The 26,351-nt window shown below is 57.7% G+C and carries 25 protein-coding genes; 15 read left to right on the top strand and 10 right to left on the bottom strand.

Annotation, left to right across the window (positions count from 1 at the left end):
- The first annotated feature begins 12 nt into the window (after positions 1 to 12).
- The 4 genes from SR894_RS05560 (at position 13) to SR894_RS05545 (ending at position 4,453) form a co-directional block, all read left to right on the top strand.
- The gene (locus SR894_RS05560; protein ID WP_223287791.1) at positions 13 to 1,203 is read left to right on the top strand and encodes a cupin domain-containing protein; all 1,191 of its coding nucleotides are present in this window, start codon (positions 13 to 15) and stop codon (positions 1,201 to 1,203) included.
- A complete protein-coding gene (locus tag SR894_RS05555; RefSeq protein WP_223287792.1) occupies positions 1,203 to 1,643 on the top strand; it encodes a GNAT family N-acetyltransferase in 441 nt (146 codons plus the stop codon). Before SR894_RS05560 ends, SR894_RS05555 begins: the two co-directional genes overlap by 1 nt.
- 433 nt (positions 1,644 to 2,076) lie before the next feature.
- Positions 2,077 to 3,675: an isocitrate lyase gene (locus tag SR894_RS05550; RefSeq protein ID WP_133733354.1), complete on the top strand. Its 1,599-nt coding sequence runs from the start codon at positions 2,077 to 2,079 to the stop codon at positions 3,673 to 3,675.
- A 307-nt stretch (positions 3,676 to 3,982) separates the two neighbouring features.
- Entirely contained in the window at positions 3,983 to 4,453 is a 471-nt protein-coding gene (locus SR894_RS05545; protein ID WP_133733353.1) for an outer membrane lipoprotein, read from the top strand.
- Positions 4,454 to 4,535: 82 nt separating this feature from the next.
- Here SR894_RS05545 and SR894_RS05540 read toward each other — a convergent pair whose 3' ends face one another.
- The gene (locus SR894_RS05540) at positions 4,536 to 4,817 is read right to left on the bottom strand and encodes a hypothetical protein (RefSeq protein ID WP_223287793.1); all 282 of its coding nucleotides are present in this window, start codon (positions 4,815 to 4,817) and stop codon (positions 4,536 to 4,538) included.
- 176 nt (positions 4,818 to 4,993) lie between these two features.
- Here SR894_RS05540 and SR894_RS05535 point away from each other — a divergent pair, with 176 nt between their 5' ends.
- On the top strand, positions 4,994 to 5,476 hold the full coding sequence (locus SR894_RS05535; RefSeq protein WP_071695751.1) for an FKBP-type peptidyl-prolyl cis-trans isomerase: 483 nt from the start codon (positions 4,994 to 4,996) through the stop codon (positions 5,474 to 5,476).
- 69 nt (positions 5,477 to 5,545) lie between these two features.
- On the opposite strand, the gene nikR is transcribed toward SR894_RS05535, so the two are convergent.
- Entirely contained in the window at positions 5,546 to 5,947 is a 402-nt protein-coding gene (gene nikR / locus SR894_RS05530) for a nickel-responsive transcriptional regulator NikR (RefSeq protein ID WP_007111085.1), read from the bottom strand.
- Between the two features lie 107 nt (positions 5,948 to 6,054).
- Between nikR and SR894_RS05525 the strand changes: the two genes are divergently transcribed.
- The 5 genes from SR894_RS05525 to SR894_RS05505 all read left to right on the top strand — a co-directional run bounded on the left by SR894_RS05525 (position 6,055) and on the right by SR894_RS05505 (position 10,917).
- Entirely contained in the window at positions 6,055 to 7,644 is a 1,590-nt protein-coding gene (locus tag SR894_RS05525) for an ABC transporter substrate-binding protein (RefSeq protein ID WP_223287794.1), read from the top strand.
- Positions 7,635 to 8,615, top strand: coding sequence for an ABC transporter permease (locus tag SR894_RS05520; protein WP_223287795.1), 981 nt, complete (start codon positions 7,635 to 7,637; stop codon positions 8,613 to 8,615). The genes SR894_RS05525 and SR894_RS05520 overlap by 10 nt, the downstream gene beginning before the upstream one ends.
- Entirely contained in the window at positions 8,612 to 9,412 is an 801-nt protein-coding gene (locus tag SR894_RS05515) for an ABC transporter permease (RefSeq protein WP_223287796.1), read from the top strand. The genes SR894_RS05520 and SR894_RS05515 overlap by 4 nt, the downstream gene beginning before the upstream one ends.
- Positions 9,413 to 9,476: 64 nt before the next feature.
- Positions 9,477 to 10,301, top strand: a complete 825-nt coding sequence (locus SR894_RS05510) for an ATP-binding cassette domain-containing protein (RefSeq protein ID WP_223287797.1) — start codon at positions 9,477 to 9,479, stop codon at positions 10,299 to 10,301.
- Positions 10,294 to 10,917 carry an ABC transporter ATP-binding protein gene (locus SR894_RS05505; RefSeq protein ID WP_223287798.1) on the top strand — a complete coding sequence of 208 codons (624 nt, stop codon included), beginning with the start codon at positions 10,294 to 10,296 and terminating at the stop codon, positions 10,915 to 10,917. The genes SR894_RS05510 and SR894_RS05505 overlap by 8 nt, the downstream gene beginning before the upstream one ends.
- Positions 10,918 to 11,472: 555 nt before the next feature.
- Here the strand turns inward: SR894_RS05505 and SR894_RS05500 are convergent.
- From SR894_RS05500 to SR894_RS05485, 4 genes are all read right to left on the bottom strand, one after another.
- Entirely contained in the window at positions 11,473 to 12,672 is a 1,200-nt protein-coding gene (locus SR894_RS05500) for an MFS transporter (protein WP_133733346.1), read from the bottom strand.
- 27 nt (positions 12,673 to 12,699) lie between these two features.
- Positions 12,700 to 13,227: a C40 family peptidase gene (locus tag SR894_RS05495; protein WP_133733345.1), complete on the bottom strand. Its 528-nt coding sequence runs from the start codon at positions 13,225 to 13,227 to the stop codon at positions 12,700 to 12,702.
- Positions 13,228 to 13,426: 199 nt separating this feature from the next.
- Entirely contained in the window at positions 13,427 to 15,892 is a 2,466-nt protein-coding gene (locus SR894_RS05490) for a DUF1266 domain-containing protein (RefSeq protein ID WP_133733344.1), read from the bottom strand.
- Positions 15,893 to 16,045: 153 nt separating this feature from the next.
- Complete coding sequence (locus SR894_RS05485; RefSeq protein WP_133733343.1) at positions 16,046 to 16,288, bottom strand: GlsB/YeaQ/YmgE family stress response membrane protein; 243 nt, start codon at positions 16,286 to 16,288, stop codon at positions 16,046 to 16,048.
- 137 nt (positions 16,289 to 16,425) lie between these two features.
- Between SR894_RS05485 and SR894_RS05480 the strand changes: the two genes are divergently transcribed.
- The 5 genes from SR894_RS05480 (at position 16,426) to SR894_RS05460 (ending at position 21,768) form a co-directional block, all read left to right on the top strand.
- On the top strand, positions 16,426 to 17,295 hold the full coding sequence (locus SR894_RS05480; RefSeq protein WP_133733342.1) for a D-hexose-6-phosphate mutarotase: 870 nt from the start codon (positions 16,426 to 16,428) through the stop codon (positions 17,293 to 17,295).
- 61 nt (positions 17,296 to 17,356) lie between these two features.
- On the top strand, positions 17,357 to 17,548 hold the full coding sequence (locus tag SR894_RS05475) for a hypothetical protein (RefSeq protein ID WP_022520445.1): 192 nt from the start codon (positions 17,357 to 17,359) through the stop codon (positions 17,546 to 17,548).
- Positions 17,549 to 17,581: 33 nt separating this feature from the next.
- The gene (locus SR894_RS05470; protein ID WP_133733341.1) at positions 17,582 to 18,985 is read left to right on the top strand and encodes a YcjX family GTP-binding protein; all 1,404 of its coding nucleotides are present in this window, start codon (positions 17,582 to 17,584) and stop codon (positions 18,983 to 18,985) included.
- Entirely contained in the window at positions 18,982 to 20,019 is a 1,038-nt protein-coding gene (locus SR894_RS05465; RefSeq protein ID WP_133733340.1) for a YcjF family protein, read from the top strand. Before SR894_RS05470 ends, SR894_RS05465 begins: the two co-directional genes overlap by 4 nt.
- A gap of 108 nt (positions 20,020 to 20,127) precedes the next feature.
- Positions 20,128 to 21,768 (top strand): BCCT family transporter, encoded by a 1,641-nt coding sequence (locus SR894_RS05460; RefSeq protein ID WP_133733339.1) that lies wholly within the window; start codon positions 20,128 to 20,130, stop codon positions 21,766 to 21,768.
- 98 nt (positions 21,769 to 21,866) lie between these two features.
- Here the strand turns inward: SR894_RS05460 and SR894_RS05455 are convergent, their stop codons facing one another.
- The 4 genes from SR894_RS05455 to SR894_RS05440 form a co-directional block, all read right to left on the bottom strand.
- The gene (locus SR894_RS05455) at positions 21,867 to 22,988 is read right to left on the bottom strand and encodes an ABC transporter ATP-binding protein (protein WP_133733338.1); all 1,122 of its coding nucleotides are present in this window, start codon (positions 22,986 to 22,988) and stop codon (positions 21,867 to 21,869) included.
- Between the two features lie 180 nt (positions 22,989 to 23,168).
- Positions 23,169 to 24,047 carry a carbohydrate ABC transporter permease gene (locus tag SR894_RS05450; protein ID WP_009287309.1) on the bottom strand — a complete coding sequence of 293 codons (879 nt, stop codon included), beginning with the start codon at positions 24,045 to 24,047 and terminating at the stop codon, positions 23,169 to 23,171.
- The gene (locus SR894_RS05445) at positions 24,040 to 24,966 is read right to left on the bottom strand and encodes a carbohydrate ABC transporter permease (protein WP_223287799.1); all 927 of its coding nucleotides are present in this window, start codon (positions 24,964 to 24,966) and stop codon (positions 24,040 to 24,042) included. The genes SR894_RS05450 and SR894_RS05445 overlap by 8 nt, the downstream gene beginning before the upstream one ends.
- Before the next feature lie 94 nt (positions 24,967 to 25,060).
- Positions 25,061 to 26,320, bottom strand: coding sequence for an ABC transporter substrate-binding protein (locus tag SR894_RS05440; protein WP_223287800.1), 1,260 nt, complete (start codon positions 26,318 to 26,320; stop codon positions 25,061 to 25,063).
- Between the last annotated feature and the right edge of the window lie 31 nt (positions 26,321 to 26,351).

Raw genomic sequence — 26,351 nt, 5'->3', positions numbered from 1 at the left:
CCAGGGCATGCCATGAACCATCACGATAAGCCGTTAACCCTGCTGGGCGATCTTACCGCTGCAGACTTTCTGGCCAACTATTGGCAGCAAAAGCCGCTGCTGATCCGTGGCGCAATGCCAGACTTCATCAGCCCGATTGAAGCCGATGAGCTGGCCGGCCTCGCCTGCGAGCCTGGCGTGGAAGCGCGGTTGGTTGAAGAGGAGGGCCCGGATGGCCCTTGGCAGGTTTCCCACGGCCCCTTCGATGAAGCCACCTTCGAACGGCTACCGGAAAACAACTGGAGCCTGCTGGTGCAAGCGGTTGATCACTATGTACCGTCGGTGGCTGCGCTGATGGATGAGTTTGACTTTCTGCCTCGCTGGCGGCTCGATGACGTGATGATCAGCTACGCGCCTCCTGGCGGTAATGTGGGCGCACATATCGATCAATACGACGTTTTCCTACTCCAAGCCAGTGGCCATCGCCGCTGGCAGCTGGGTGGCAAACTCACCGATGACGCGCCGATTATCCAAGGCATCGATCTGCGCATTCTGAAGGAGTTCACCGTAGAGCCTGACTCCGACTGGGTGCTTGACCCCGGCGACATGCTTTATCTCCCTCCCGGCTGGGCGCATCACGGCGTTAGCCAGAGCGATGACTGCATGACCATCTCGGTTGGTTTCCGCGCCCCCTCCGCCGATGAGGCGATTACCTCCTACGCCGACTATTTGGGCGAACAGCTTCCCGCCTCCCAGCGTTACAGCGATGCGGGCATGGCGCCTGCCCAGCAGGTAGGCGAGTTGGACGACGCCGCCGTTGAGCGTATGCGCCAGTTGATCATATCGACGCTGGATAACCCCACCCAAGTAGCCCAGTGGTTTGGCCGGGTAATGACCCAGCCAAAATATGTCGATCAAGTGGTACCGCTTGAAACGCCGATGGACGAAGCGGCGCTTGTTGCTCAACTACAAGAGGGCGATCCGCTCTACCATATGCCCGGTTCACGCTTTGCCTGGCGGCACGACGCCAGCGGCACCACGCTGTTTGTCGATGGCGACGGCCACGCCTGCTCGACTGAGCTGGCTAAACGGCTTGCCGACACCACCCCACTCTACGCCGAAGACCTCGAGCTTGACGGCGCAGCTGCGCTCATCACCCAACTGGTCAATACCGGCAGCCTTGGTTTTATGAGCGATGAAGGTGACGACGACGAGGAGTATTAATGGCGATCACCCACATCAGAACCGGTGACTGGGAAACGCTGGGGCCAGCGGCCAGCGAAATCCGGCGCCGAGTATTTATTGAAGAACAAAACGTGCCTCAGGATGAGGAGTGGGATGGCTTGGATCCTGAGTGCCAGCACTTTCTCGCCATGCTTGATGGGCAACCAGTAGGCACCGCACGGCTGCTGCCCGACGGACATATCGGCCGCGTCGCGGTGCTCGCCGAAGCGCGTGGTTCTGGTATTGGTGAACTGCTGATGCAGGCTGCGATTGAAGCAGCCCGCCATGCGAACCATACCCAGGTAGCTCTCAGCGCTCAGGTGCATGCGCTGGCGTTTTATGAGCGGTTAGGCTTCGTCGCCCACGGCGATGAGTTTCTGGATGCGGGCATCCCCCATCGAGAAATGACCCTTTCGCTTACGGTGTTTCAACCCCAGTAGGCACCGAATCGGATCATCCCTCGGCGAGGGCGCTTTTTGCTAGCACTGCCTCGGCAGTGCTTTTTTATGCGCTTTTGACACCCTCCTGACGAAAAACCACTACACAAACCCACCGCTTTCTCCCCCCACTGTAGTCGGGTTACAACGCCCTATGCCTCCAAGTGTCAATTGTTGAATGCGCTCTCCTAGTAGATAGTTGTTGCATTGCAGCGATGTGGCAAATGCTTCAAGTCCGCGACGCTGTATCAGATGTCTCTAACCCTGGTGTCTCTAGTACCCAAGACGATGGACTTAGAGACGATTGACTTAGAGACATAAAGAACAAATTCGATGATGCTGAATACAACTTCGCAGGTGCAGCATAAGCAAGCGCTGATTTGCGAATCATCATTAGCATTCAAGAACTGCTATCACGACCAAAGAGGGTAAGCTCATGTCAGGACTGCTCGACGATATCAAAGCCATGGCCCAACTACGCGAAGCACAAGGCGGCAAATGGGAAGCTATCAAACCTGAGTACGCCGCCCGTATGCGTGCTCAAAATCGCTTTCACACCGGCCTGGACATTGCCCGCTATACCGCCAAAATCATGCGTGAGGACATGGCCGCTTACGATGCCGATACCGCACAGTACACTCAATCACTGGGCTGCTGGCACGGCTTTATTGGCCAGCAGAAGCTTATCTCGATCAAAAAACACTTTGGCACCACCAAACGTAGCTACCTTTACCTGTCAGGCTGGATGGTTGCCGCGCTGCGCTCCGAGTTTGGCCCGCTGCCCGACCAGTCGATGCACGAAAAAACCTCGGTCGCGGATCTAATCGAAGAGCTCTACACTTTCCTCAAGCAAGCCGATGCCTGGGAACTTAATCACCTGTTCCGCGCCCTGGATGAAGCCAAAGAGGCTGGCAACAGAGGCAAAGAGCAGGAGCTGATCAGCAAAATCGATAACTACGAAACCCATATCGTCCCGATCATTGCCGATATCGACGCTGGTTTTGGCAATGCAGAAGCCACTTACCTGCTAGCCAAGAAGTTTATTCAAGCAGGTGCCTGCTGCATCCAGTTGGAAAACCAAGTCTCTGATGAGAAGCAGTGCGGCCACCAGGACGGTAAAGTTACCGTGCCCCATGAGGACTTTCTGGCCAAAATTAACGCCGTCCGTTACGCCTTTTTGGAACTCGGCATTGAAGATGGCGTTATCGTGGCACGTACCGACTCACTCGGCGCTGGCTTGACACAAAAAATTGCTGTCACCAATGAGCCAGGCGATCTCGGCGATCAGTACAACAGCTTCCTCGACGGCGATGTGATTGAGAACGCTGCCGACATCAATAACGGCGACGTTGTCATCAAGCAGAACGGCAAGCTGGTGAAACCCAAGCGTCTCGCTTCAGGCCTCTACCAGTTCAAACCCGGCACTGGGGAAGATCGCGTAATTCTTGACTGCATCACCAGCCTGCAAAACGGTGCCGACCTGCTGTGGATCGAAACCGAGAAGCCCCACGTTGGCCAGATCGCTAGCATGGTTAACCGGATTCGCGATGTCGTGCCGGATGCCAAACTGGTCTACAACAACTCACCGTCGTTCAACTGGACGCTGAACTTCCGCCAGCAGGTCTTCGATGCATGGCAGGAAGAGGGCAAAGATGTTTCAGCGTACCAGCGTGACATGCTGATGAGCGCCGAGTACGACGACACCGAACTGGGCCAGTTGGCCGATGAGTGGACGCGCAATTTCCAGCGCGACTCGTCGCGTGAAGCGGGCATCTTCCACCACTTGATCACGCTGCCGACGTACCATACCGCTGCCCTGTCCACCGACAACCTGGCGAAAGGCTACTTCGGCGACGAAGGTATGCTGGCTTACGTGAAAGGTGTACAGCGCCAGGAAATTCGCCAGGGAATCGCCACCGTACGTCACCAGGACATGGCTGGTTCCAATATCGGTGATGACCACAAAGAGTTCTTCCACGGCGACGCAGCGCTCAAGGCCGGCGGCAAAGACAACACCATGAACCAGTTTGGCTAATGAGCAGGTTTTAACACCTTATCTCACCTTGCAAACCCTGCAACAGGAGGCCTCCAGGCCTCCTGTTTTTGCTTGTCTAGCCGCATTTGCACACTGTTTTCTTAATACGCTGTTAGACTCTTGATTAGGCTATGGTTAGCTACTGCTTTATCAGCTTTGATCTTTTTAAACGATCGCTGGTCAAAGCCATTAGCATCAGCTATCTTTAACGAACACTGTTCTATAACTGCAGTCTATTCTTTGCCCCCTTACAAATGGCAGACATTTAGATGACAGTTGTAAAAAAATAGACACCCTGGAGGTTTTAATGAAACGTCTTCTTCTCCCTGTTGCCGCAATGAGCATTCTCACGCTGGCAGGCTGTGCCAACACTGCCCCCTATTCAGGTGATGTCTATCGCGGTAGCCAGGCGCAAACGGGGCAAAGCGTCACCTACGGCACCATCGTGGCTATTCGCCCGGTTCAGATTCAAGCGGAAAGCCGCGCCGGTGGTCTTTTAGGCAGCGGCGGTGGCGCGATTATCGGTGGTCTTCTGGGTAGTCAAGTAGGCGGCGGTTCGGGCCGTCAGCTAGCCACTGTGGCAGGCGCGCTCGGCGGTGCTGTTGCCGGTACCGCGGCAGAGGATCGTACAAACCGTATCAGCGCCCTAGAAATGGAAATTCGTCGCGATGACGGCAGTAATGTAGTGGTGGTTCAGAAAGCCGATCATCAATATCAAGCCGGCCAACGTGTACGCATGATTGGCAACGGCGCCAGCATGAGCGTTGCGCCCTATTAAGCACAATCGTTAATCGAAAGCGTTCAAGTATAAAAAAGCCCGGCCATCAAATAAGATGGCCGGGCTTTTTATCGTGAACAGCTTAGTGGTGGGTTTTATTACCCGCCCATTTAGTCAGCGCCATGATCGCCCAGCCAATCAGGGCAAGCAGGATGACGACCAACAGCATTTCAACCGGTTGCACCAGGGTGGTGGCCCCCAGCACTGCCAGCGTAATCACCCATAGATAACGGTTATCGCCATGGCTTTTCAAAAAATCGGGCAACACCTTATCTAACCCCTCGCTAACGCCGCTATTCCAGCGCTGATAGACAAAATAAGCAATCAGGCAAAAAGCGACAAGCCAAATAATCAAGATCGTCATTACATGCTCCCAAAGTGATAGGGCAAAGGAAAAAGTGATGGTCGTAGGGTATCCCTGGTCACCCTGGCGCGCAATACCGCCGAAAGTGGTGAGTAGGAAAAAGCACCGCTACCCCCTGACAAGCCAGCGCACACGCGTTACCATATTGGTACATGCACTCACCGAAAGGTTATTCCATGCAAATTGCGCAAAACTCGGTTGTCGCGTTTCACTACACCCTGACCAACGATGCAGGTGAAGTGCTAGACAGTTCCGAAGGCCGTGAGCCACTTACCTATCTCCACGGCGCTGGTAACATCATTCCGGGTCTTGAGAAAGAGTTGGAAGGTCGTGCAGCAGGCGAGAAGCTGAACGTCAGCGTCTCTCCTGAAGAAGGTTACGGCGAGCTGCAAGAGCAGCTGATGCAAGAAGTACCCCGCGATGCGTTCCAGGGCGTTGAAAGCATTGAGCCGGGCATGCAGTTCCAAGCCCAGACTCAAGGCGGCCCTCTGATGGTTACCGTCAAGAAAGTCGAAGGCGATACGGTCGTTGTCGATGGCAACCACCCGCTGGCTGGCCAGCAGCTCAACTTTGATGTTGAGATCGCTGAAGTACGTGAAGCCAGTGCTGAAGAAGTTGAGCACGGCCACGTGCACGGCGAAGGCGGCGTTGAGCACTAAAACGCTCGCGTAACCGCTGCAAAAAGGGCGACCCTATCGGGTTGCCCTTTTTTATGCTTAAAAAGAAGGTTATTCGTCAGGTATTAGCACCAACTGGCCGTGACGAACGCTGCGCGACGAAGTAACTTCAGCAGCAAACTGCTTGAGCGCCCGCCCCTGGCCTTTGAGCAACGCTACTTCCAGGCAGCTGTCATGGTTGATATGCACATGCAGGGTCGAAAGCGTCAGGTCATGATGATCATGTGAGTGGCGCGTTAAGCGCTTGGACAGTTCCCGAGCGGCATGATCATAAACATATACCAACGCGCCCATGCAGGGCGAATCCGGTGCGGCCTCTTCTCTCACCTGCTTTAAGCCACTGCGGGTTAAATCGCGAATCGCCTCTGAGCGGTTTTGGTAGCCGCGCTCGCGCATTAACGCGTCCACTTCCGCCACCAGCTCCTCATCAAGCGTTACCGTTACACGCTGCATTCACGCCCCCTGTACTGATTAACTTTGCATGCGCTGCCGTCACCGGTAGTATGATGTTATTGTAAAAACATCATACTCTTGACGCTAACAGCATAAAGGATAAAGCGATGGCTAAACCAATTCAGCCCATCTTACTGGGTATTGCGTTAAGTTGTTTAGTCGTAGCTACCACGGTACACGCAAAACAACAGCTGGTGCTCGCCATCGGCGGCGAACCTGAACAGGGGTTCGATCCACTGCTGGGCTGGGGTCAGTATGGCAATCCACTGTTTCAATCGACGCTGCTCTCACGGAGTAAGGATCTTGCGCCGCAGCCAGAGCTGGCCACTGAGTGGTCGCTCTCTGAAGACCGCCTGACCTGGACACTGACACTGCGCGAGGACGCCCGCTTTGCCGACGGTTCGCCGCTGACCGCTGAAGACGTGGCTTACACGTTTAATACGGCGGCCCAGGCGGGCGGGCGAGCGGATCTTAGCGCGCTTGATGTAGCCACAGCGCTTGATAAGCACACTGTTTCGCTCCGCCTGAAAGCTCCGCGCATTACTTTTATCGACCAGTTGCTGACACTGGGCATTGTGCCCCACGCCGAACGTGACAACGGCTATCGCGAGCAGTATGGCCGCCATCCCCTGGGTTCTGGGCCCTATCAGTTGGTCGAGTGGCAGGAAGGCGAACAGCTCATTGTTGAACGTAATCCTTACTTCTACGGCCCTACGCCTGCCTTTGAACGGCTGGTATTTCTCTTTACCGGTGAAGACGCCACGCTCAGTGCCGCCCATGCTGGCCAAGTGGATATCGCCTCTGTTCCTTCTGCACTGGCGGCCAATGTACCAGCACATATGCAGCGGGTGATTATGGAGAGTGTCGATAATCGCGGCATTCTGTTCCCTATGCAGCCCGTCAATGGCGAGCACACCGCTTCCGGCGCGCCGATTGGTAACGACGTGACCGCAGATATTGCTGTCCGTCAGGCAATTAACCTTGCGGTTGACCGCGATACGCTGGTCGAGGTGGCGCTTCACGGCTATGGGCGCCCCGCCTTTGGCCCGGCGGACGGCCTCCCCTGGAGCGCTAGCGATGAACGCCTTGTCGCTCCCGACCCTGAACAGGCGGCGGAGATACTCGACGCGGCAGGCTGGCAGCTTGGTGACGACGGCCTGCGCTACAAAGAGGGCCTACCCGCTAGCTTTAGACTTACCTACCCTTCCGGCGATACCACCCGACAGCTACTCGCGGAGGTGAGTGCAGAGATGGTTCGTCCACTGGGGATTGAGATCCAGCCCACCGGCCGTCACTGGGACGAAATTCAGCGCGAAGCGCTCCACCAGGATGCCATTATGTTTGGCTTTGGCAGCCACAGCCCTCAAGAGGTTTACTACCTTTTCCACAGTCAACATGCGGGCAACGGTTTCTACAACAGCGGTTTCTACGCTAATCCAGCGGTGGACGCCCACTTGGACGCCGCCCAGGCGGCGTCTAGCTTTGAGCAAGCCAACCGCGAGTGGCAGGCAGCGCAGTGGGACGGCACCAGCGGCTACGGAGTACGCGGCGATAGTAGCTGGGCCTGGCTGGTAAATCTTGAGCATGTCTATTTTACCAATACCTGCTTAGATGTCGGAGATCTAGGTGTAGCGCCCCACGGCCACGGCTGGCCAATCACTGCCAACCTGCTTGAGTGGCGCTGGACGTGCGACTAATTGCGCCTATCGCCAAGCGCGTGGCTCGCCTGGCGCTGGTATTAACCTGCGTCGCCCTAGTGTCGTATGGGCTTATGATGGCCTCCCCCATTGACCCCGTTGATGCCTACCTAGGCCCACAAATGGCCAAGGTAGGCCCTGAGCAGCGGGCACTGATTGCTCAGCGCTGGGGGTTTGATGAGCCACCTGCCGTTCAGTTTGGCCACTGGCTGCGCCAGTTAGTCGGTGGTGACTTAGGTTGGAGCCACGTGTATAACCAGCCGGTTAGTGAGGTAATCGCTCAGCGCTTTCAGCGCTCCATTGCACTACTGGGCAGCGCCTGGATGCTCTCTACGCTGGTGGGGTTTAGCCTGGGTGTTTTGGCGGGGGCCAAAGAGGGCTCCAAGCTGGATAACATTATCAGTACCTACGCCTTCATTACCGCCTCTACGCCCGCCTTTTGGCTGGCGATACTGGCGGTGCTGCTCTTTTCGGTAACCCTGGGCTGGACGCCCACCTGCTGCGCAGGGCCCGCCGGGGCGTTAAATCAGGAGGTCTCCGTCGCTACCCGGTTACACCATTTGCTGCTACCGGTTACCACCCTGGCACTGCTGGGCATCGCCAATATCACCCTACACACACGCACCCGCATGCTTGAGCTAATGCGCTCAGACGTTGCTACCCACGCCTTTGCTCAGGGGGCCAGCCGAATTGATGTGGCCTGGCGCCACGGCCTTCGCCACGCCAGTTTACCGGCGATTACGCTGGCGTTTGCCTCGCTGGGAGAACTGTTTGGCGGCTCCATCTTAATCGAGCAGGTATTTGCCTACCCAGGTTTAGGCCAAGCCACGGTGGCAGCGGGCCTGCGCAGCGACGTTCCGCTGCTGCTGGGCATTGCGCTCTTTACCGCCCTGTTTGTCAGCGTCGGCAATATGATCGCCGATAGCCTGTATGGCGTTATTGACCCGCGCATTAAGGCAGGTGGTTTATGAGCCAAGCTCAACCGCGCCTTCGTGCCGCCTTGAGCCTGGCCGTCACCGCCCTGCTGGTCATAGGATTAGTCGCTAGCCAGTGGTTGCTGGGTGATGCACCGCGACAGATGCAGTTTGACGCTCGACTAGCACCGCCCGGCGTTGACCACTGGTTGGGCACCGACGCGCTGGGCCGTGAGCTCTGGGCACGCACTCTGGCGGGGCTGGCACTAAGCTTCTGGGTGGGCTGCTTGGCGGCGCTACTGAGCACGCTGATTGCATTGAGCCTGGCAGCAATAGCCACGCTGTCGGCGCGGCTGGATGCGTTGGTGAGTCTGCTGATTGATACGCTGCTCAGCGTGCCTCACCTGATTTTATTAATGCTGATCGCCTTTGCCTTGGGCGGCGGCACCCAGGCGGTGATTATTGCCGTGGCCGTGACCCACTGGCCAAGCCTGGCCCGGGTGCTACGCGCCGAGCTATGGCAGTTGCGGCAGGCGCCCTATGTGCGCATCTCCCGCGCGCTAGGTAAATCGCGCTGGTTTGTGCTCCACGGCCATCTGCTTCCCCATCTTATTCCCCACTGCCTGGTTGGCGCCCTACTGCTGTTCCCACACGCCATTCTCCACGAAGCCGCATTGACCTTTTTGGGCTTTGGCTTAAGCCCCAGCCAGCCCGCTATTGGCGTGCTGCTGGCCGACGCCATGCGCTACTTAAGCGGCGGTTACTGGTGGCTGGGAGTATTTCCAGGTTTGGGGATGTTACTGATGGTGCTGGGTTTTGAACGCCTTTCCAGCCACCTGCGCCGTGCGCTTTAACGCTTGTCCGAAAACCATTAGCTGTAAAAACCATGACTGTAAAACGATTGTTGGGAGGCCTGCCGTGTTAACGATTGAGCAATTATCGCTACAGCTACCTCTGTATGCCTCCTGGTGGAAGCGTGACTGGGCCACCTGCCTGGATAAATTTTCGCTCCGGGTTTACCCAGGCGAGGTACATGCGGTGGTGGGCGCCTCCGGCGCCGGAAAAAGCCTGTTGGCCTATGCGATTATGGGTTTACTGCCAACACCTGCACGCTTAAGCGGTCAGCTTTACTATCAAGGCAAACCGCTTAATGCGTCGCTCCAACGCCAGCTTCGCGGCCGGGAACTGGCGCTGATCCCCCAATCACTAAGCGCCTTAGATCCGCTGGTGCGTACTCAACGCCAGGTGACCTGGGCGGCCCAACGCGCAGGCCAAGCATCCGCACACGCTTGGCACGCCTCCCAACAAGCCCTCGATCACTATCAGCTAGACGCCCGAGCACAGCAGGCCTATGCCCACGAGCTTTCCGGCGGCATGGCCCGCCGCGTGTTGACGGCCATGGCCCACGTCAGCCAAGCCAAACTGGTGATTGCCGATGAACCCAGCGTGGGCCTTGACCCTTACCAGCGCCAGCGTGTATTGGACGCGCTGCGCGAACTGGCTGATCAGGGTAAAAGCGTGATTCTGATTACCCACGACTTGCGCCATGCGCTGCCGATTGCTGACCGCGTCACCATTATGCGTGACGGCAAGCGGGTGGAAACTGCGTCAGCCTGCGCTTTTCAAGGCAGCGGTGCTTCGCTTACCAACGCTTATTCACAGGCATTGTGGCTGGCGCTGCCGGACAATGCTTTTGCAACGACTGCCATTAGCAGGCGTGAACAGGAGGTCACCGTTGCTTAAAGCACACCAGCTTAGTTTTCACTTTTCACCCAGCGTACCGCTCCTTAAGGACGTTTCGCTCACGCTGGGCGCGGGTCAGTGGCTGGGGTTAAGCGGCGACTCTGGCGCGGGTAAATCAACGCTGGGCCAACTGCTGGCGGGCTACTTAGCGACCCAGGCGGGTGATGTCACCCTGGATGGCGAGGCGCTACCGAAAAGCGGCGTGCAGCCCGTGCAATGGCTACCGCAATCGCCGGAGCTAGCGGTGAATCCACGCTGGCGGGTAGGTAAGATACTGTGCGAAGCGTGGACGCCTTCTGACGAACAGTGCCAAGCGTTTGGGGTGCAAGCAAAATGGCTGTCGCGCTTCCCTCAATCGTTATCAGGGGGAGAATTGCAGCGGGTATGCGTGTTGCGAGCGCTCGCGCCGAGAGTACGCTTTCTCATCGCCGATGAGATCTCCACCATGCTCGACCCGATTACCCAACTTGAGCTTTGGCAGGCGCTAAAACGGGAGGCAAAACAACGCCAGCTTGGCGTGCTGGTGATTAGCCACGACACCGCCCTACTGGAACGACTTTGCCCACAGCGCTTGCACTTAAGCGAAGGACAACTGAAGCCATGGTCAACTGAATAAAATGGCTCCTCGCCACTCAGTATGAAGTTACCTCTACCAGCCTGATAGCAACACCTGTGGGAGGTAGCTTTAGCTCGCGACCGTTCAGGCTGCCAGCCTGATTCGACTCAGGGGTGCCTTCGGCACCCTTCGCCGAAGTGTCGGGCCAACGCTGAAGCGCCCTCCTACAAGTCGCTCCTGGCTTTGTGCTGGCTATAGGATCTTGTGGGAGGGAGCTTTAGCTCGCGACTATTCGGGCTGCCAGCCTGATTTGACTAAGGGGTGCCTTCGGCACCCTTCGCGCGCTGAAGCGCCCTCCTACAAGTCGCTCCTGGCTTTGTGCTGGCTATAGGATCTTGTGGGAGGGAGCTTTAGCTCGCGACTATTCGGGCTGCCAGCCTGATTTGACTAAGGAGTGGCTTCGGCACCCTTCGCGCGCTGAAGCGCCCTCCTACAAGTCGCTCCTGGCTTTGTGCTGGCTATAGGATCTTGTGGGAGGGAGCTTTAGCTCGCGACTATTCGGGCTGCCAGCCTGATAAGGTGAAGGGGTACCTGTGGCCATTGTGGGAGGCAGCTTTAGCTCACGACCGGCTTAGCTTGGCGACGCTCAAAGCGACATAGGCCGCAAGCAATTAGCAGCGTGATACTCAGCAGCAGCCACGAACCGACGCTCACCCCTGCCCATCCGGCCCAGCGCCAGAACGGCTCCAGCCAGAAGCCGCCCAAACTGGCTCCCAGGTAATAAAACACCAGGTAGAGCGCCGAAGCACTGCCCCGTGCCCCCTGGGCATAGCGCCCTACCCAGCTGGAGGCCAACGAATGGGCCAGGAAAAAGCCAAAGGCGTTAACGGTTAAACCGACGATAATCAGCAGCAGCGAATCCGCTAAGGTAATCGCTGTGCCCAGCATTAAAATCACCACCCCCACCATCATGCATGCCGCGGGAGAAAACCGCCCAGCCAGACGCCCGGAAATCATCGAACCGAAGGTACCGCCGAGATAGGTCAAAAAAATCAGCCCCAGACCGCTGGCGGCTAATTGATACGGCGCTGCCGCCAACCGAAAGGTTATATAGCTGTATTGATTGATAAAGATCAGGAAGTTAATACCACCCAGGCAGTAAGCGGCGAGCAGCACCGGGTTGCGCAAATGACTGGCTAAATCGCTTGCCGCTTTGCGCAGTTCGAAGCGCTGGGGAGTAAAGGCGCGACTATTGGGCAGCAGGCGCCAAAAAACTCCACAGCCAATTAACGTCATAATGCCGACCGCTAGAAATGCCGCCGTGGGGCCGCCAATTTCAGCGGCGCCGCCGCCGACGATGCGCCCACTGATGCCGCCAAGTGAATTAGCGCCAATATAGAGTCCCACAGCGCTTAACAGCGCAGGCTTCTCAAACTCATCGCCCATCCAGGCAATCGCCACCGCTGGCAGCCCACCCAGCACAAAGCCCTGCATCAGGCGCAAAAACAGCAAACTTTCAAAGGTGGGTGCGAATGCCAAGGCAATAGAACAGCCGCCTGCAAGCAGCAGAGTGATACGCATTATGCCTTCACGCCCAATGGCATCCGAGAGAGGCCCGAACACCAACAGCGCAATGGCTAAGGAGAGGGTCGACACCGACATGAGCAAGCTGACGCCTAAGGTAGAGACCTGATAGGCCTCCTTTAACCCCGGCAGCAGCGGTTGCGGTGCGTATAAATTAATAAAAACAAGAAATGAGCCGAGGCAAAGCGCCAAGGTGGCGCGCCACCAGGCGCGCGTTTTGGCTTCAATCATGCCGTTCCTAAAGCGCGGTCGGTCTGGCTACTGGAAAACGCTGCCACCCAGTTGAGCCAAATGCGTTGGCTCCAGCGCTCGACGTGACTGCCAGTAGTAGCGCTGCCAGTAACTATTATCCAGTCTGGAGATAATGACCCCTTTTGAGGTGGAGGCGTGGAGAAAATACCCATCGCCCACGTAGATACCCACATGGTTATAGCGCCCCGGCGGTCGGAAGAACACCAGATCGCCCGCCTGCAGCTCTTGGCGGTCGATCGGGCGTCCCTCGTGTACTTGGCCACGGGTGGAGCGCGGAAGCTCTAAATTGAAAGTGTCACGGTAAACATTGCGAACCAGAGCCGAACAGTCGATGCCTCTCTCTGAGGTACCGCCAATCCGGTAAGGCGTTCCGGCCCAGCGCTGGTGTTGTGCCAGCAGCGCCTCGCGAACGACTGTTGGCGGCGGTACTTGCAAACTGCGCAAATGCGCATCGATGGGGTCAACCGGGGACATTTGCGTGTTAGCTCCCATTCCCGGTAACGTCATCGAGAAGTAATTCTCGGGGGCCTGCATATTGCTCTGTCGCGCAGAACCTGCGCAGCCAGCGACCAATGTAACTAAAAAACAAACGCTTACAACACGGACAGCGGTCACAGCGGGGCGTGGCAACGCAACCATGCGATTAACCTCGTGACATTAATAAGAGGGCGGTATGACAAAACTCATTTTCCTTTGCACGACTATAAGCTAGTTATCATATGTTTGGCGAGCATCAATGTAACGTGCGCTGATCGCCCGGCAACGTATCAATATGCAGTGGCGCAAAATGGCGTGGTTTATTGCCAGGAAAATCCAAGCTCACCCATGGGCCAGCCAAGACCGGCGCGCCGCATACCCAAGCTACCAGCGCCTGACGAAAACCGGCTAAAAAGCTTTCTCGTTCAGGGGTTTCGCCCATAAAAAATGAGAAGCCTGCGTACATCCCCATGGCGTACTCTTGCCACCCGGCATAGTGATCCGCCGCCAATTGGTAAGCACGATCCAACACCTTGGCAAAAGCATCGCTGTCCAGCCAGCCTAGCTGCCGCGCAGCAATTGCCAGATCGACCAGTTGGGCAATGTCCCAGGCCGCCATATCCACCTCATTACAGCCATCTTCGTTGTCACGCACACGGCGTAAGCGAAGCAGATGGTGGCGCTCATCTTCAGCACAGTCGCCGGATTCAAGAATGGCGATCTCAGCGCTTAAGCGCTCAGTGTTGAGGGTATAGGGCGCGTAGTTAATCTGATACTCCTGGCGATCCCCCGATTCGAGCATGTAGGTCAAAAACTCCTGCATATCGCCTGCGTTGCTCAAGTGGTAGTGGCTCTCCACCCACTCGCGAATCTCGGCGCACTCACGGGCGCTCTCGGGCTGGGGCTCACTCCATACCGCGCTATTCAGCGGGCCTACCAGTGACATGGCGGTAAAGTGACTCAAGGTTGGCCGACTACCCGGTTCGCGCCAGGCGTCGTGACGCCAATCCAGCCAGTGAAACAGACTGCCGGGATCTTCAATGTGCCAAATAATTTCATTCACCAGCGAGGAGTGCTCAGGCTCGGGCAGGCAGCTCTCCCAAGCGAACCAGGCTTCTAACAGGCGCTTGGCATTGGGGTAAAAACGGCACAGGCAGCTTCTTAGTGCACTGGCGTACTCCATTAACGGCGCGCGATCAAATAAGCCACTGTCGAGAGACATATGCAGATAGAAGGCGAATTTTTCGGCCATATGGATCGTCGCCGCATGGCGACTTACCCCTTTAACCGCGTTGCGCTGTTTAAGCTCTTCTGGAGTCGGCTGGCCAAACCAGCTCTGCGAGGGGGGTAAAACGCCGTGCACGGCGTCGGCCGCCAACTGATTAAGATGGTGCGCCTGGGCGGGCAGCCAGTAACGCGCCAGCGCATGAGCGCCTTCATCGGCATGTAAGCCAAGTGACTCCTGCAAATAGAGGGCCGCGTCGGCACGCTGCTCTTCTGGCAGCGCCGCGGAGGGGGCTATCTGGCGCAGCATGGCATCCGGTTCGCGAACGCTGGCCAGCGCCAACAGCCAATGATGGGGCGTATTGCGCCACTGCCGAATGCGCGCTTGGGATGCCTTGAGCGTAGGCTCGTCCAATAGCTCCCTCGGGGGACGTTTCCAGGGGCTATGGGCACTATGCAGCAACAACTGATGCCGCTCGCTGGGTGTTTTATCTCGCCGGTCGATGCCGTCAAACAGACTCTGCCCGCGCCCGTAGGCGTTAAGCACAGCATACCAATCATGGTAGCGGCGACTCATCAAATCGGCGGCATGCCCCGCTAGGTCATCGGCCTCCTCCTGGCTAAGCAAGCCACAGCAGGCGCCGGCCCAAGCGAGTTCAACAATCCGCAGCCAATCCCAAGCAGCCCACTCCAGAGGCTCGCCTTGAGCGACGAACTTATTCAGCACCGGCGCATAGGGCGACTCTTCCACCACGCTACGCTGCCACTCCATGCGTTGGGCGTTGTCCATGCTGAGCAATTCGCGAGCTTCGATATCCCAGCGCTGGCGCTCGCCTTGAGCACCTAGCCAGAGTATCACGCCAATAAGAGCGTCACGGTCATGGACATCCCACACGTGAGCAAGCCACTCGATGGCTTCAGGCCAATCGGTGTGACTGGCGGGATAGGTAATAATCGGCCGGAACAGCGCACATAGCCGCCAGCTCTGCGCCTCGGGCTGCTGGGGCCATAGCGGTGCGGGAGCCGGCAATTTAGCCAGGGCGTTTTCGAGCGCATCCCAGGTAATCCCTTCGCCATCGGTTTCAAGCTTGGCCAGCGCTTGGCAAGCGTCGATAAAACGGTCGTCGGCCCCTACTTCCCAGCCCCGTGCGCCTAACGCACGACGTAGATCTGCCAGCCAGGCACGTAGATCGCTGTAGTCACTGGTAATGCGACGGGTTAGATGGTGCGCCCAATGGCGGGCCTGATCGGCTTCTAGCCAGCCCGCCGCCCCCGCCAGCGCGGCCCATTCAAGCGCGCCTAGCAGGCGGTCAGCACTACCTGCGGGCGCCCCCAGCCCGTGGAACAGCTGTTCGGCCAGTTCACCCCGGCTGGTAATCCCCAGCTGTAACAGGCGCTGCTCCGCCGCCCCTGCATCGACCGCCAACGGATGAGGAGTAAACGCCCAATCACACAGCACCAGCTGTTGGGCCCACCAGGCATTTAACGCGTCGATCAAGAGGCACCTCGAAAAAGCACAATGACACCAGCCAATAGCCGGAAGTAAAGCTGCCTAGTGTAACGGAAAGTGGCGCGAACACCGATAGCATCAGTATAAACGACGCCGCCCGGCACAAGGCCGGGCGGTGTCATGCGGTTAGCTACTCAATCGCTAAGATTGTTTCACTTTGCTTATTACCCAAAGGAGCACCACTGCACCCACGATCGCGGTGACTAGCGAACCGATAAAGCCACCGGACGAGAGGCCAAGAAGGCTGAACAAAAAACCACCCACGACCGCGCCAACGATACCTACACCGATATTACCCAGGATGCCAAAACCGCCGCCACGCATGATGTTGCCAGCAATCCAACCAGCCAAGCCACCAATGATTAACCATGCAATAAAGCCCATATAGTCTCCTTACTATTTCGATTACGGGTTGCAGTTACGCGTTTTACCTTAGAGTCACGCTTGTTCTACCATAGCACACAGCGTTAGTGTTCGGCGCCTACAGGTATCGATGCTTGGCAACTCTTAAAGGAAAATTCATGATCCCCGACTCGCTCAATCAACTGGTTAAAAGCACTCAAGGACAGCAGACGACGCAGTGGGAAGGCCGCGACGTGGTGCTTTTCAATATGCCTTGGGGCGAGTTGGTGATTAGTCTACAGGGCGCTCAAGTGCTGCACTTCTGCCCTGCTGGTGATACCGGCTGGTTATGGCTGACGCCTACGCCCCAGGCCTTGCCAAGCGCTATCCGGGGTGGCATTCCGCTCTGCTGGCCTTGGTTCGCCGACGAGCGCTATGCCGATGAGAGCCCCAACCACGACGGCCCTTTCCATGGCCTTGCCCGCCATGCTGAGTGGCGACTAGACGCTGTTGATGAGCACGCCGAGGGTATTGAGCTCCACCTCTCTCCATCACAGCCCCTGCATACACTGCTTACCGCACGCTTAGTGGTACAAGCCAACGCCCAGCGCTTGAACGTTGAGCTGATTAGCGAAAACATCGGCGAAACGCCGATCAAAACCAGCGGTGCGCTGCACACCTACTTAGCCGTTGCCGACACCCATCAATGCCGCCTGGAAGGCCTTTCCGGCGCCCGCTATCTCGACAAACTACGCGACTTTGCAGAAAGCGAACAACAAGGCACGCTGGCCGTTCAGGGCTCCGTTGACCGCATTTATCACACCAATGAAGCCGTGCTGCTCAACGATGGCGAGCGCAGCCTGCGCATCGGCAAGCAGTCCAGCGACTCCACGGTGGTGTGGCACCCCAACAACGACCTGCCCAGCGACACTCCCGCCGACGTAGCGCGCCACTTTATCTGCGTTGAAGCCGCCAATACGCGCCTCGACCCGGTGTGGTTAGTGCCTGGCGCTCAACATCTACTGGGCACCACCCTCAGCCGCGGTTAATCTTCGGTTCATCAATGCTTTGTTATCATGCATTTACTATCATTTGTGTTAGGGAGACCCAATGGATCCGCAGCAATGGCTAGAAGCCGCCACCCTGGCCTTTAATTTAATCGGTATGGTGGTGTGCTTGGTCGGCCTGACCCTGGCGCAGAAGATGACACGACGCTGGCCAGGCTACACCCTGGCGGGGGTTGGCTTTTTAATTGCCACCCTGCCGATGCTTTCGCAACTGGTATTAATGTTTAGCCAATAAAGGCTAGGCAAGAGCCACAAAGGGATCGAAAGGATGCGCCAGCCGTTAAGTCGCGAACTGAGCAATTTGTTGGAACGCGGAAGGGATCGCCAACTGCGCTTAGCGGTCACCGGCCTCTCCCAAGCGGGAAAAACCGCGTTTTTAACCTCATTGGTCAACCAACTGCGTCATGCGGGCGTTGAGGCACGGCTCGATTTACTGCCCGCTGCCCGGGAAGGCCGCCTACTGGGTGCCCAAAGGCTTAACCAGCCCGACCTGGGCGTGCCTAGGTTTCCCTACGACCCCGGCATGGCCGCCCTGCGCGATACGCCGCCGCGTTGGCCGGAGCCCACCCGCGGCATCAGCGAATTACGCTTACAGCTGCGCTACCGCCCTGCCCGCAGCGGCTGGCTAACCCCTGAAATTGCCCACCTTACGCTGGATCTATTCGACTACCCTGGCGAGTGGCTGCTCGATTTGCCGCTGCTGCAGCACGACTTTTATAGCTGGAGCCAAGCACAGGCGTTACACGAGGGCGAGCAGCGCCGCGGTCTGTTTAGCGAATGGTTGACGGCAGTGGAGCAGCTCGACCCTGCTGGTGAAGCTGATGAAGCTCAGCTTGCTGCCCTGGCCGAGGAATACGCTCAGGGCCTTCGCCGCGCCAAAAAGGCCGGTTTTTCCGACCTACAGCCCGGGCGTTTTTTGCTTCCCGGCGAACTGGAGGGCGCGCCGGTGCTGCAGTTTTTTCCGCTGCCCCAGCTCGACGCCTCTCAACACAACACATCGAGAGAAATGCTGGAGGCGCTGCCTGCCAATAGCCTTTACGCTACCCTGGCGGCGCGCTTTCGCTACTACCAGCAGCAGGTGGTCAAGCCCTTTTATCGCGATCACTTTCGTCGTTTTGACCGCCAAATTGTACTGGTGGATGTGCTGGGCGCGCTCAATGCCGGGCCCGAGCGCTTTGAAGATCTTTCCCGTGCGCTGCGCCAGTTAATGCATAGCTTCGACTATGGCCAACGCAGCCTGCTCACGCGCTTGTTTGCACCTAAAATTGACCGCCTGGCGATTGCCGCCACCAAAGCCGATCACGTCACCCCCGATCAACACGGCCACTTGGTGCAGCTGTTAGAAGCTCTGCTGGCTGAACCGCTCAAAGACCTGCGCTTTGCCAATGTGCCGGTTAAAGCGCTCTCGCTGGCAGCGATTCGGGCCACTGAAGCCCGTGAGGTAACCCATGAGGGTAAGCGCTCACCTGCTCTGCGAGGCACCACATTGGAAGGAGAAGAGGTGCTGGTTTACTCCGGTGATGTGCCCGCCCGGCTGCCCGCTGCCGATTTCTGGCAGCAGCAGGGCTTCGATTTCCCCGGCTTTCGCCCGATGCAAACCACGTCAGAAGCGCTGGATCATATCCGCATGGACGCCGCCATCGACTGGCTGATTGGAGATAAACTGACATGACCACCCCACAGCCACGTCGTCACTTTACGTTGGATGACACGCCCGAAGAGGCCGCTGATGCAGAGATAGCCCTACGCCAGCGCGAAGCCTTTGCTGGCACTAGTGAGCATCATCCACTAGCGCCTCTACCTGAAGATAAAGCGCTACCTGCTGCCAGCTTAGGCGCGCCGCGTAAACGCCGCTGGGGGCTACTGTTTGCCCTGGTGGGTGGTGCCGGGCTAGGCACGGCAGAGCTGGTCACCGGCATTCCTGATGCGATGGCTCAGTCGCAGTGGCTCGCCATGGCCTGGCAGTTGTTCGGGATCAGCCTGATTGGCCTAGGGGGCGTTTCACTGCTGAAGGAATTGGGGCGTTTGCGCCGTCTCAAGCGCCACGACAAACTGCGCGGCGACCTTGCCGAGCTGCCGCTACGCTCACCCAAGCAGGCACGGGCGATGGCCGAGCAGCTAAGACGTCAGCTCAAACTCGCCGACGATGACCCGCACTGGCTGGCCTTTCAGCGCGCTTGCCAGCCCCACCATAGTGGTGAGGAGATCCAGACACTGCTGCGTTATCACCTGCTAGCGCCGCGTGACCGTGAGGCCCAGCGTCTGATTACCCGAATGTCCGGCGAAACGGCCATCATGGTCGCGATCAGCCCGCTAACGCTGGTGGATATGGCGCTGGTGGCCTGGCGCAGCCTGGCAATGGTGGATCGACTCTGCCGCCTTTATGGCCTTGAGCTGGGTTACGCCAGCCGCCTGCGGCTGTTTCGTAACGTGCTGCACAATATGGCGTTTGCCGGTGCCAGCGAACTGGCCACCGAGGCCAGTATGGATATGCTCTCGCTGGATTTAGCCAGCCGCCTCTCCGCACGCGCAGGCCAAGGCCTCGCCACCGGGCTGCTTAGCGCGCGCCTGGGGCTACGCGCCCAGCGGCTCTGTCGTCCAGTGCCTTTCACTGCCGATGAGCAGCCCAAGATCGCCGATCTACGCCAGGATCTGTGGCGGCAAATCAAGCGGCTCGACAAAGAAACGGCGCCGCAGAGACGCTAATTAAGTAGCCGACAACAAGCCTGTTTTCGGCCACAAGATGGGATTCAACGCTGTTTATCCTCATGATGGGTGTTTGACATGGCATCCTCCAATGAGGAGACGTAGTGTATGAACAGTTCCAATGATCCTGAGTCGCCTTCGGTAACGAGCGACATGCAGACCGACTATGTCGTCGGCCAGGACAATATCAAGGGGCAGCTTGGCCCCATCGGTTTCGACATCCACAACCGCGTTTTTGTTGTATCCGCGCTGGCCTCGGCTATTTTTATCGTCCTTACCCTGCTGTTTCCAGAGCGAGCGGGGAATGCTTTTCAGTCCATTGTTACCTTCTCGACGGGAACGTTGGACTGGTATTTCATGATCCTGGTCGATTTCTTTATTCTGTTCTGCTTGGCGCTGGTGGTTCTGCCCTATGGGTCAGTCAGGCTGGGCGGGGCCGATGCCCGACCGGATCACAGCTACCTCTCCTGGTTCGCCATGCTGTTCACCGCGGGGATCGGCATCGGCCTGCTGTTTTTCGGCGTGCTCGAACCGGTTTACCACGCCAATGTCTCGCTGCCTCTGGGTATCGCATCACCCTTCGGCGCTGACGGGGCGCTGAATCCAGCCGCTATTGATGACGCCAGCGCCATGGGGCTGGCGGGTACCTATCTGCACTGGGGTATCCATGGCTGGGCGGTGTATGTGGTGATGGCGCTAGCGCTGGGCCTGTTTACCTACAACAAAGGCCTGCCGTTTTCGATTCGTTCGGCGTTCTTTCCCATTCTCGGTGAGCGTGTCTGGGGCTGGTGGGGCCACGTGATCGATATCCTGGCGGTGTTTTCCACCCTCTTCGGGCTGGCCACCTCCCTTGGGCTTGGGGCACAGCAGGCTAATGCGGGGATGAACTTTGTCTTCGGCCTGGAAGTAAGCACCTTAACCCAGGTCATCGTCATCATTCTGGTGACAGCGGTGGCGCTGGTGTCGGTTTGGCGCGGTCTTGAGGGTGGCTTGAAGAAGCTTTCAGAGATCAACATGATCCTGGCCGTTCTGTTCTTCTTTTTTGTGCTTTTCGCTGGCCCTACTCTGCTGGCCATGACGGGTTTCTGGTCGGGGCTTACCACCTATGTCACGGACTTTATTCCTCTATCCGCGCCCTTCGGTCGTGAGGACGATGCCTACCGCCAGTCCTGGACGATTTTCTACTGGGCCTGGTGGATTAGCTGGGCACCTTTCGTGGGGATGTTTATCGCTCGCGTCTCCCGGGGCCGTACGGTGCGTGAGTTTATCCTCTGCGTTTTGCTGGTGCCCAGTCTGTTTATCTTTATCTGGATGGGCGTCTTTGGCTCGACCGCCCTTGAACAGCTCTATGCTGACCCGGCAGGCAGCCTGGTTAAAGAGTATGTCATCGACAACTACAGACCCGAGCTGTCGCTGTTCGGCATGCTGAACGAGCTACCATTGACGGGCCTGATGTCGACCCTGGGTATCGTTTTGGCGCTGATCTTCTTTGTCACCTCTTCGGACTCCGGCTCTCTGGTCATCGACACCATCACCGCCGGTGGCAAAATCGACGCTCCGCGCCCGCAGCGGATGTTCTGGGCGATCGTCGAGGGCCTAATCGCGATAGTGCTGCTGATCGGCGGTGGTCTGACCGCCCTTCAGGCAGGGGTTACCGCCACAGCTATTCCGTTCTCGATTGTGATGCTGCTGATGTGCTACTCGATCATCAAAGCGCTCAATGGCGAGCTGCGGCTTATTCGAAAGTGATACCTGCAGCTAAAAACCTTTAGACAACTGTAAAAAAGGCCCCCTGCTGAAACCAGCAGGGGGCCTTACTATTTCACGACAGACTCGAACCAAGTCGCCTACGCAATACGCTGCTCGGTCTCGGCATCAAATAGAATCGCCCGCCCCATATCAACACGCAGCGATAAGCGCTCCCCTGCGACCACCGCGCATTTAGGCCCAACACGGGCGGTCACTTCCTGTTCGCCAAGCGGTAAGCGCAGCAAAATATCCGCCCCGGTAGGCTCTACCACCGCCACACTGGCGCTCAGCAGCGTTCCCTCGGCTTGGGACGTTAACCGCTCATCCTCTTCGCTAAAATGCTCCGGGCGCAGGCCAAGAATGACCGGCTGGTTAAGCCGTTCGACCATATCTGGGGCGATGCGCTCTTCCGGCCAGGGCAGCACCAGCTCATCCTCACCCGGCGTGGCAATGCGCAGTTGATAACCGCCGTTGCTATCTTCCAGAGTGGCGCGAATAAAGTTCATCGACGGCGAGCCCATAAAGCCCGCCACAAACATATCCACCGGGTTGTTATAGACCTCATCCGGCGAGCCGAGCTGCAGAATATGGCCGTCGCGCATCACCGCAATGCAGTCCGCCAGGGTCATGGCTTCGACCTGGTCGTGGGTGACGTAAACAATGGTGGTGCCCAGGCGCTGGTGGAGCTTTTTGATCTCGGTGCGCATATCCACGCGCAGTTTGGCATCCAGATTTGAGAGCGGCTCGTCAAACAGGTACACCTTGGGCTCCCGAGCCAAGGCACGCCCCATCGCCACCCGCTGGCGCTGCCCGCCGGAGAGCTGTGCAGGTTTGCGCTCCAGCAGGTGAGTGATCTGCAGTAGATCGGCTACCCGCTCTACGGCGGCTTCCCGCTCGGCTTTGGGCACCTTGCGCATCTCCAGCCCGAAGCTGATGTTCTGGCGTACGGTCATGCTGGGGTAAAGCGCGTAGGACTGGAATACCATGGCGATATCCCGATCCGCGGGGGTCCGCCAGGTCACGTCTTCACCATCGATATAAATATTGCCAGAAGTCACCGGTTCAAGCCCGGCAATGGCATTCATCAGCGTGGACTTACCGCAGCCCGAGGGGCCAACCAGAATCAGGAACTCGCCGGAATCGATCGAAATACTAACGTCTTTGAGCACCCGCTCGCTGCCGAACTCTTTGCGCACGTTGTGGATTTCTAACGCTGCCATAATGAAAATCCTATTGTAAAGCGACTGACAAAACCCACTCATTTGGATGGTCAGAAGTAGCCCGTAGCGGGGGTCTTTCGCCATGGATGGCGAAAGTAGCGCCCATGGATGGGTTCACAGCGCCCCCGCGGAGGGCTGCTTCTGACCTTCTAGAAATGGTTGCCCCTCACCTAGTTGTTATTAGCCTTTCACGGAGCCTGCTGTCAGCCCGCGCACGAAGTATTTTCCCGCCAGCACGTACACCACCAGGGTGGGCAGCGCGGCAATCATCGCTGCCGCCATATCCACGTTGTACTCGCGCACGCCGGTGGAGGTATTCACCAGGTTGTTTAGCGCCACGGTAACGGGCTGGGTGTTGTGGGCTGAAAACGCCACGCCAAACAGGAAGTCATTCCAGATTTGGGTGAACTGCCAAATTACCGAAACAACGATAATGGGAGCGGAAACCGGCAGTAGAATGCGCCAGAAGATGCGGAAGAAACCCGCGCCATCCAACTTCGCCGCCGATACCAACTCATTAGGGATACCCACGTAGAAGTTGCGGAAAAACAGCGTGGTGAAGGCAATGCCAAATACCACGTGAACCAGGATCAAACCGGCACGGGAGCTGGAGATACCCAGCCAACCGAGGGTTTGCGCCATGGGTAGCAGCACCACCTGGAAGGGAATAAAACACCCAAACAGCATTAGCGCGAAGACTAACTCGGAGCCTTTGAAGCGCCATTTGGTCAGCGCATAGCCGTTAAGGGCACCAATAGTGGTGGAAATCAGCACCGCTGGAATCACAATCGCAAAGGAGTTCCAGAAGTAGCCGCCAACGCCATCACAGCGCATGCCGGTACAGGCTTCACCCCAGGCTTTTGTCCACGGCGCGAAAGTGGGATTTTGCGGAAACGAGAGCAGCGACCCGGCGCTGATTTCGCTCAGCGGCTTCACCGAGGTCATTAGCATGACTACCAGCGGTAGAATATAGAACAGCGCAGCGAGTATCAGCACGCCATATAGCAGGCCACGGCCCAGCCGCGCAGCGGGCGTCTGACGACGAATCACATTAGCCATGCTTGCGGCTCCTTAATTCGGAGTAGAGATAAGGAATCAAAATCGCCAGCACGCCGCCCAACATCAGCATGGCGCTGGCCGAGCCCAAACCTATCTGCGCCCGGGTAAAGGCGTGGGCGTACATAAAGGTGGCGGGTAGATCGGTGGCGTAGCCAGGCCCGCCGCCGGTGAGCGCGACGACCAGGTCAAAGCTCTTAATCGCGATATGGGCCAAAATCATCACTGCGCTAAACACGACCGGGCGTAGGCAGGGCATTACCACGCGCAGATAAATCCGCGGCAGACTAGCGCCGTCCAACTGAGCTGCTTTGATAATGCTGTCATCAATACCCCGCAAGCCGGCTAAAAACAGCGCCATCACAAAGCCTGACGCCTGCCATACGGCGGCAATCACCAGGGTATAAATCGCCATATCAGGATCGACAATCCAGTCAAAGCGAAACGACTCAAAGCCCCAGCCTTGAACCATCGCTTGAATGCCCAGCTGCGGGTTGAGTAGCCACTTCCACACCACACCGGTCACGATAAACGACAGCGCCATGGGGTAGAGGTAAATCGTGCGCAGCGCGCCCTCTTGGCGAATTTTCTGATCAAGCAGTATCGCCAGCAACGCGCCAATCGCCAGGCAAATCACCACGAACAGCACGCCAAAAATCATCAGGTTGGTTGAGGCGACCCACCAGCGCTCATTAGCCATCAGGCGTGCATATTGACCAAAGCCGACAAAGTCGTAGCTGGGCAGCATGCGCGAGCTGGTTAGCGAGAGCACGAACGTCCACAGCATGAAGCCGTAAACAAAGAACAGCGAAATGGCCACCGACGGTGCCAGCACCAGGCGAGGCAGCCACGCCTGCAAACCGCCGGATGGCGTCGACCGCTTAGCGGCAGGCCCTAAGGGCGTCGCAGAGGTATTTTTCATGGGGAGGGAATCTCTCATTGGAGAAGTATCCTTGCCAAGCAACGAAGGCGCCGCCGTTGCGGCGGCGCCTGGAGAACGCTAGCTCTAGAAAAGCCTAGAAAGAGGCCGCTTCGGCAGCGCTCACCATACGTTCTGCCGCTTCTTCAGCAGGCATATCGGCGTCGTTGAAGTAGTTGGTAACCACATCAAAAATGGCGCCCTGAATATCCGCACGTACGGCCATACCGTGGGCCATACTGGGCACTAGGCCACCCTCTTCAGCGGTGCTCTGGAAATCAGCCAACGACTGCTGGGCACAGCTATCGAATTCGCTCATGTCCAGATCAGGCCGCGCCGGGATTGAACCTTTGGCAAGGTTAAACGCTTCCTGAAAAGTAGGCTCAAGTACCAGGCGGGCTAACGCTTGCTGCGCTTCACGCTCCTCGTCGTCGCTGACCCGGAACATGGCCAGACTATCGATATTGAAGGTGAACGCATCTTGGGTGCCCGGCGCTGCCGCACACAGGTAATCTTCTCCGGCGGTCAGTCCGGCCGCGGTGAATTCGCCTTTGGCCCAATCGCCCATCAGCTGAAACCCAGCAACCCCCTGAATCACCATGGCGGTAGCGACATTCCAGTCACGCCCGGGCATACCTTCATCCATCAGCTCGCGGGTGCGTTTAAAGTCTTCAAGGGCATCGATCATTTGTTCGCCGCCCAGGGCCTCTGGGTCTAGCTCTACCAAGGCCTGCTGATAAAACTCGCTACCCTGACCACCTAACAGCACGCTTTCAAATACCGTAGCGTCCTGCCAGGCCTGCCCGCCGTGAGCCAGCGGTACGAAACCCGCTTCGCGGATAGCCTCACCTGCCTCGAATAGCTCATCCAGCGTGGTGGGCATCTCTACCCCTGCCGCTTCCAGCACTTCCGGGTTGGCCCACAACCAGTTTACCCGGTGCACGTTGACGGGTACCGCCACGTATTGACCATCATGACGCATGATATCGGCCACGACTTCCGGCAGCAGTTCATCCCAACCTTCCGCCTCGGCAACGCCGTTCAGGTTACCGAGCAAGCCAAGCTCACCCCACTCCTGAATCTCAGGGCCTTTGATTTGGGCTGCGGAGGGTGGGTTGCCCGACATGGCACGGGATTTAAGCACCGTCATGGCGGTTTCACCGCCGCCCCCGGCCACGGCAAAGTCCTGCCAGCCGTAGCCTTCAGCTTCCATTAACTCTTTGAGCACGTTGGCAGCGCGAGCTTCACCACCGGACGTCCACCAGTGCAGCACTTCGACTTCATTAGCTTGAGCGGTGGTGGCGAGCGTGGCACCTGCCAGAGCAAGCGCGAGGGTCGTCTTCTTAAACGTCGACATGGAGCAACTCCTTATATTGTTATTGTCCTCT

Source organism: Vreelandella neptunia (genome assembly GCF_034479615.1).
In the GTDB taxonomy this organism is placed as follows: Bacteria; Pseudomonadota; Gammaproteobacteria; order Pseudomonadales; family Halomonadaceae; genus Vreelandella; species Vreelandella neptunia.
Note: the sequence above shows the minus strand (reverse complement) of the source record. Positions and strands in the feature narration are given on the sequence as shown.

Bases quoted from the DNA above. Each gene is read 5' to 3' on its own strand.
- SR894_RS05560 (WP_223287791.1), top strand. From the start codon at position 13: ATGAACCATCACGATAAGCCGTTAACCCTGCTGGGCGATCTTACCGCT.
- SR894_RS05555 (WP_223287792.1), top strand. From the start codon at position 1,203: ATGGCGATCACCCACATCAGAACCGGTGACTGGGAAACGCTGGGGCCA.
- SR894_RS05550 (WP_133733354.1), top strand. From the start codon at position 2,077: ATGTCAGGACTGCTCGACGATATCAAAGCCATGGCCCAACTACGCGAA.
- SR894_RS05545 (WP_133733353.1), top strand. From the start codon at position 3,983: ATGAAACGTCTTCTTCTCCCTGTTGCCGCAATGAGCATTCTCACGCTG.
- SR894_RS05540 (WP_223287793.1), bottom strand. From the start codon at position 4,817: ATGACGATCTTGATTATTTGGCTTGTCGCTTTTTGCCTGATTGCTTAT.
- SR894_RS05535 (WP_071695751.1), top strand. From the start codon at position 4,994: ATGCAAATTGCGCAAAACTCGGTTGTCGCGTTTCACTACACCCTGACC.
- nikR (WP_007111085.1), bottom strand. From the start codon at position 5,947: ATGCAGCGTGTAACGGTAACGCTTGATGAGGAGCTGGTGGCGGAAGTG.
- SR894_RS05525 (WP_223287794.1), top strand. From the start codon at position 6,055: ATGGCTAAACCAATTCAGCCCATCTTACTGGGTATTGCGTTAAGTTGT.
- SR894_RS05515 (WP_223287796.1), top strand. From the start codon at position 8,612: ATGAGCCAAGCTCAACCGCGCCTTCGTGCCGCCTTGAGCCTGGCCGTC.
- SR894_RS05500 (WP_133733346.1), bottom strand. From the start codon at position 12,672: ATGATTGAAGCCAAAACGCGCGCCTGGTGGCGCGCCACCTTGGCGCTT.
- SR894_RS05495 (WP_133733345.1), bottom strand. From the start codon at position 13,227: ATGCAGGCCCCCGAGAATTACTTCTCGATGACGTTACCGGGAATGGGA.
- SR894_RS05485 (WP_133733343.1), bottom strand. From the start codon at position 16,288: ATGGGCTTTATTGCATGGTTAATCATTGGTGGCTTGGCTGGTTGGATT.
- SR894_RS05480 (WP_133733342.1), top strand. From the start codon at position 16,426: ATGATCCCCGACTCGCTCAATCAACTGGTTAAAAGCACTCAAGGACAG.
- SR894_RS05475 (WP_022520445.1), top strand. From the start codon at position 17,357: ATGGATCCGCAGCAATGGCTAGAAGCCGCCACCCTGGCCTTTAATTTA.
- SR894_RS05470 (WP_133733341.1), top strand. From the start codon at position 17,582: ATGCGCCAGCCGTTAAGTCGCGAACTGAGCAATTTGTTGGAACGCGGA.
- SR894_RS05465 (WP_133733340.1), top strand. From the start codon at position 18,982: ATGACCACCCCACAGCCACGTCGTCACTTTACGTTGGATGACACGCCC.
- SR894_RS05460 (WP_133733339.1), top strand. From the start codon at position 20,128: ATGAACAGTTCCAATGATCCTGAGTCGCCTTCGGTAACGAGCGACATG.
- SR894_RS05455 (WP_133733338.1), bottom strand. From the start codon at position 22,988: ATGGCAGCGTTAGAAATCCACAACGTGCGCAAAGAGTTCGGCAGCGAG.
- SR894_RS05450 (WP_009287309.1), bottom strand. From the start codon at position 24,047: ATGGCTAATGTGATTCGTCGTCAGACGCCCGCTGCGCGGCTGGGCCGT.
- SR894_RS05445 (WP_223287799.1), bottom strand. From the start codon at position 24,966: ATGAAAAATACCTCTGCGACGCCCTTAGGGCCTGCCGCTAAGCGGTCG.
- SR894_RS05440 (WP_223287800.1), bottom strand. From the start codon at position 26,320: ATGTCGACGTTTAAGAAGACGACCCTCGCGCTTGCTCTGGCAGGTGCC.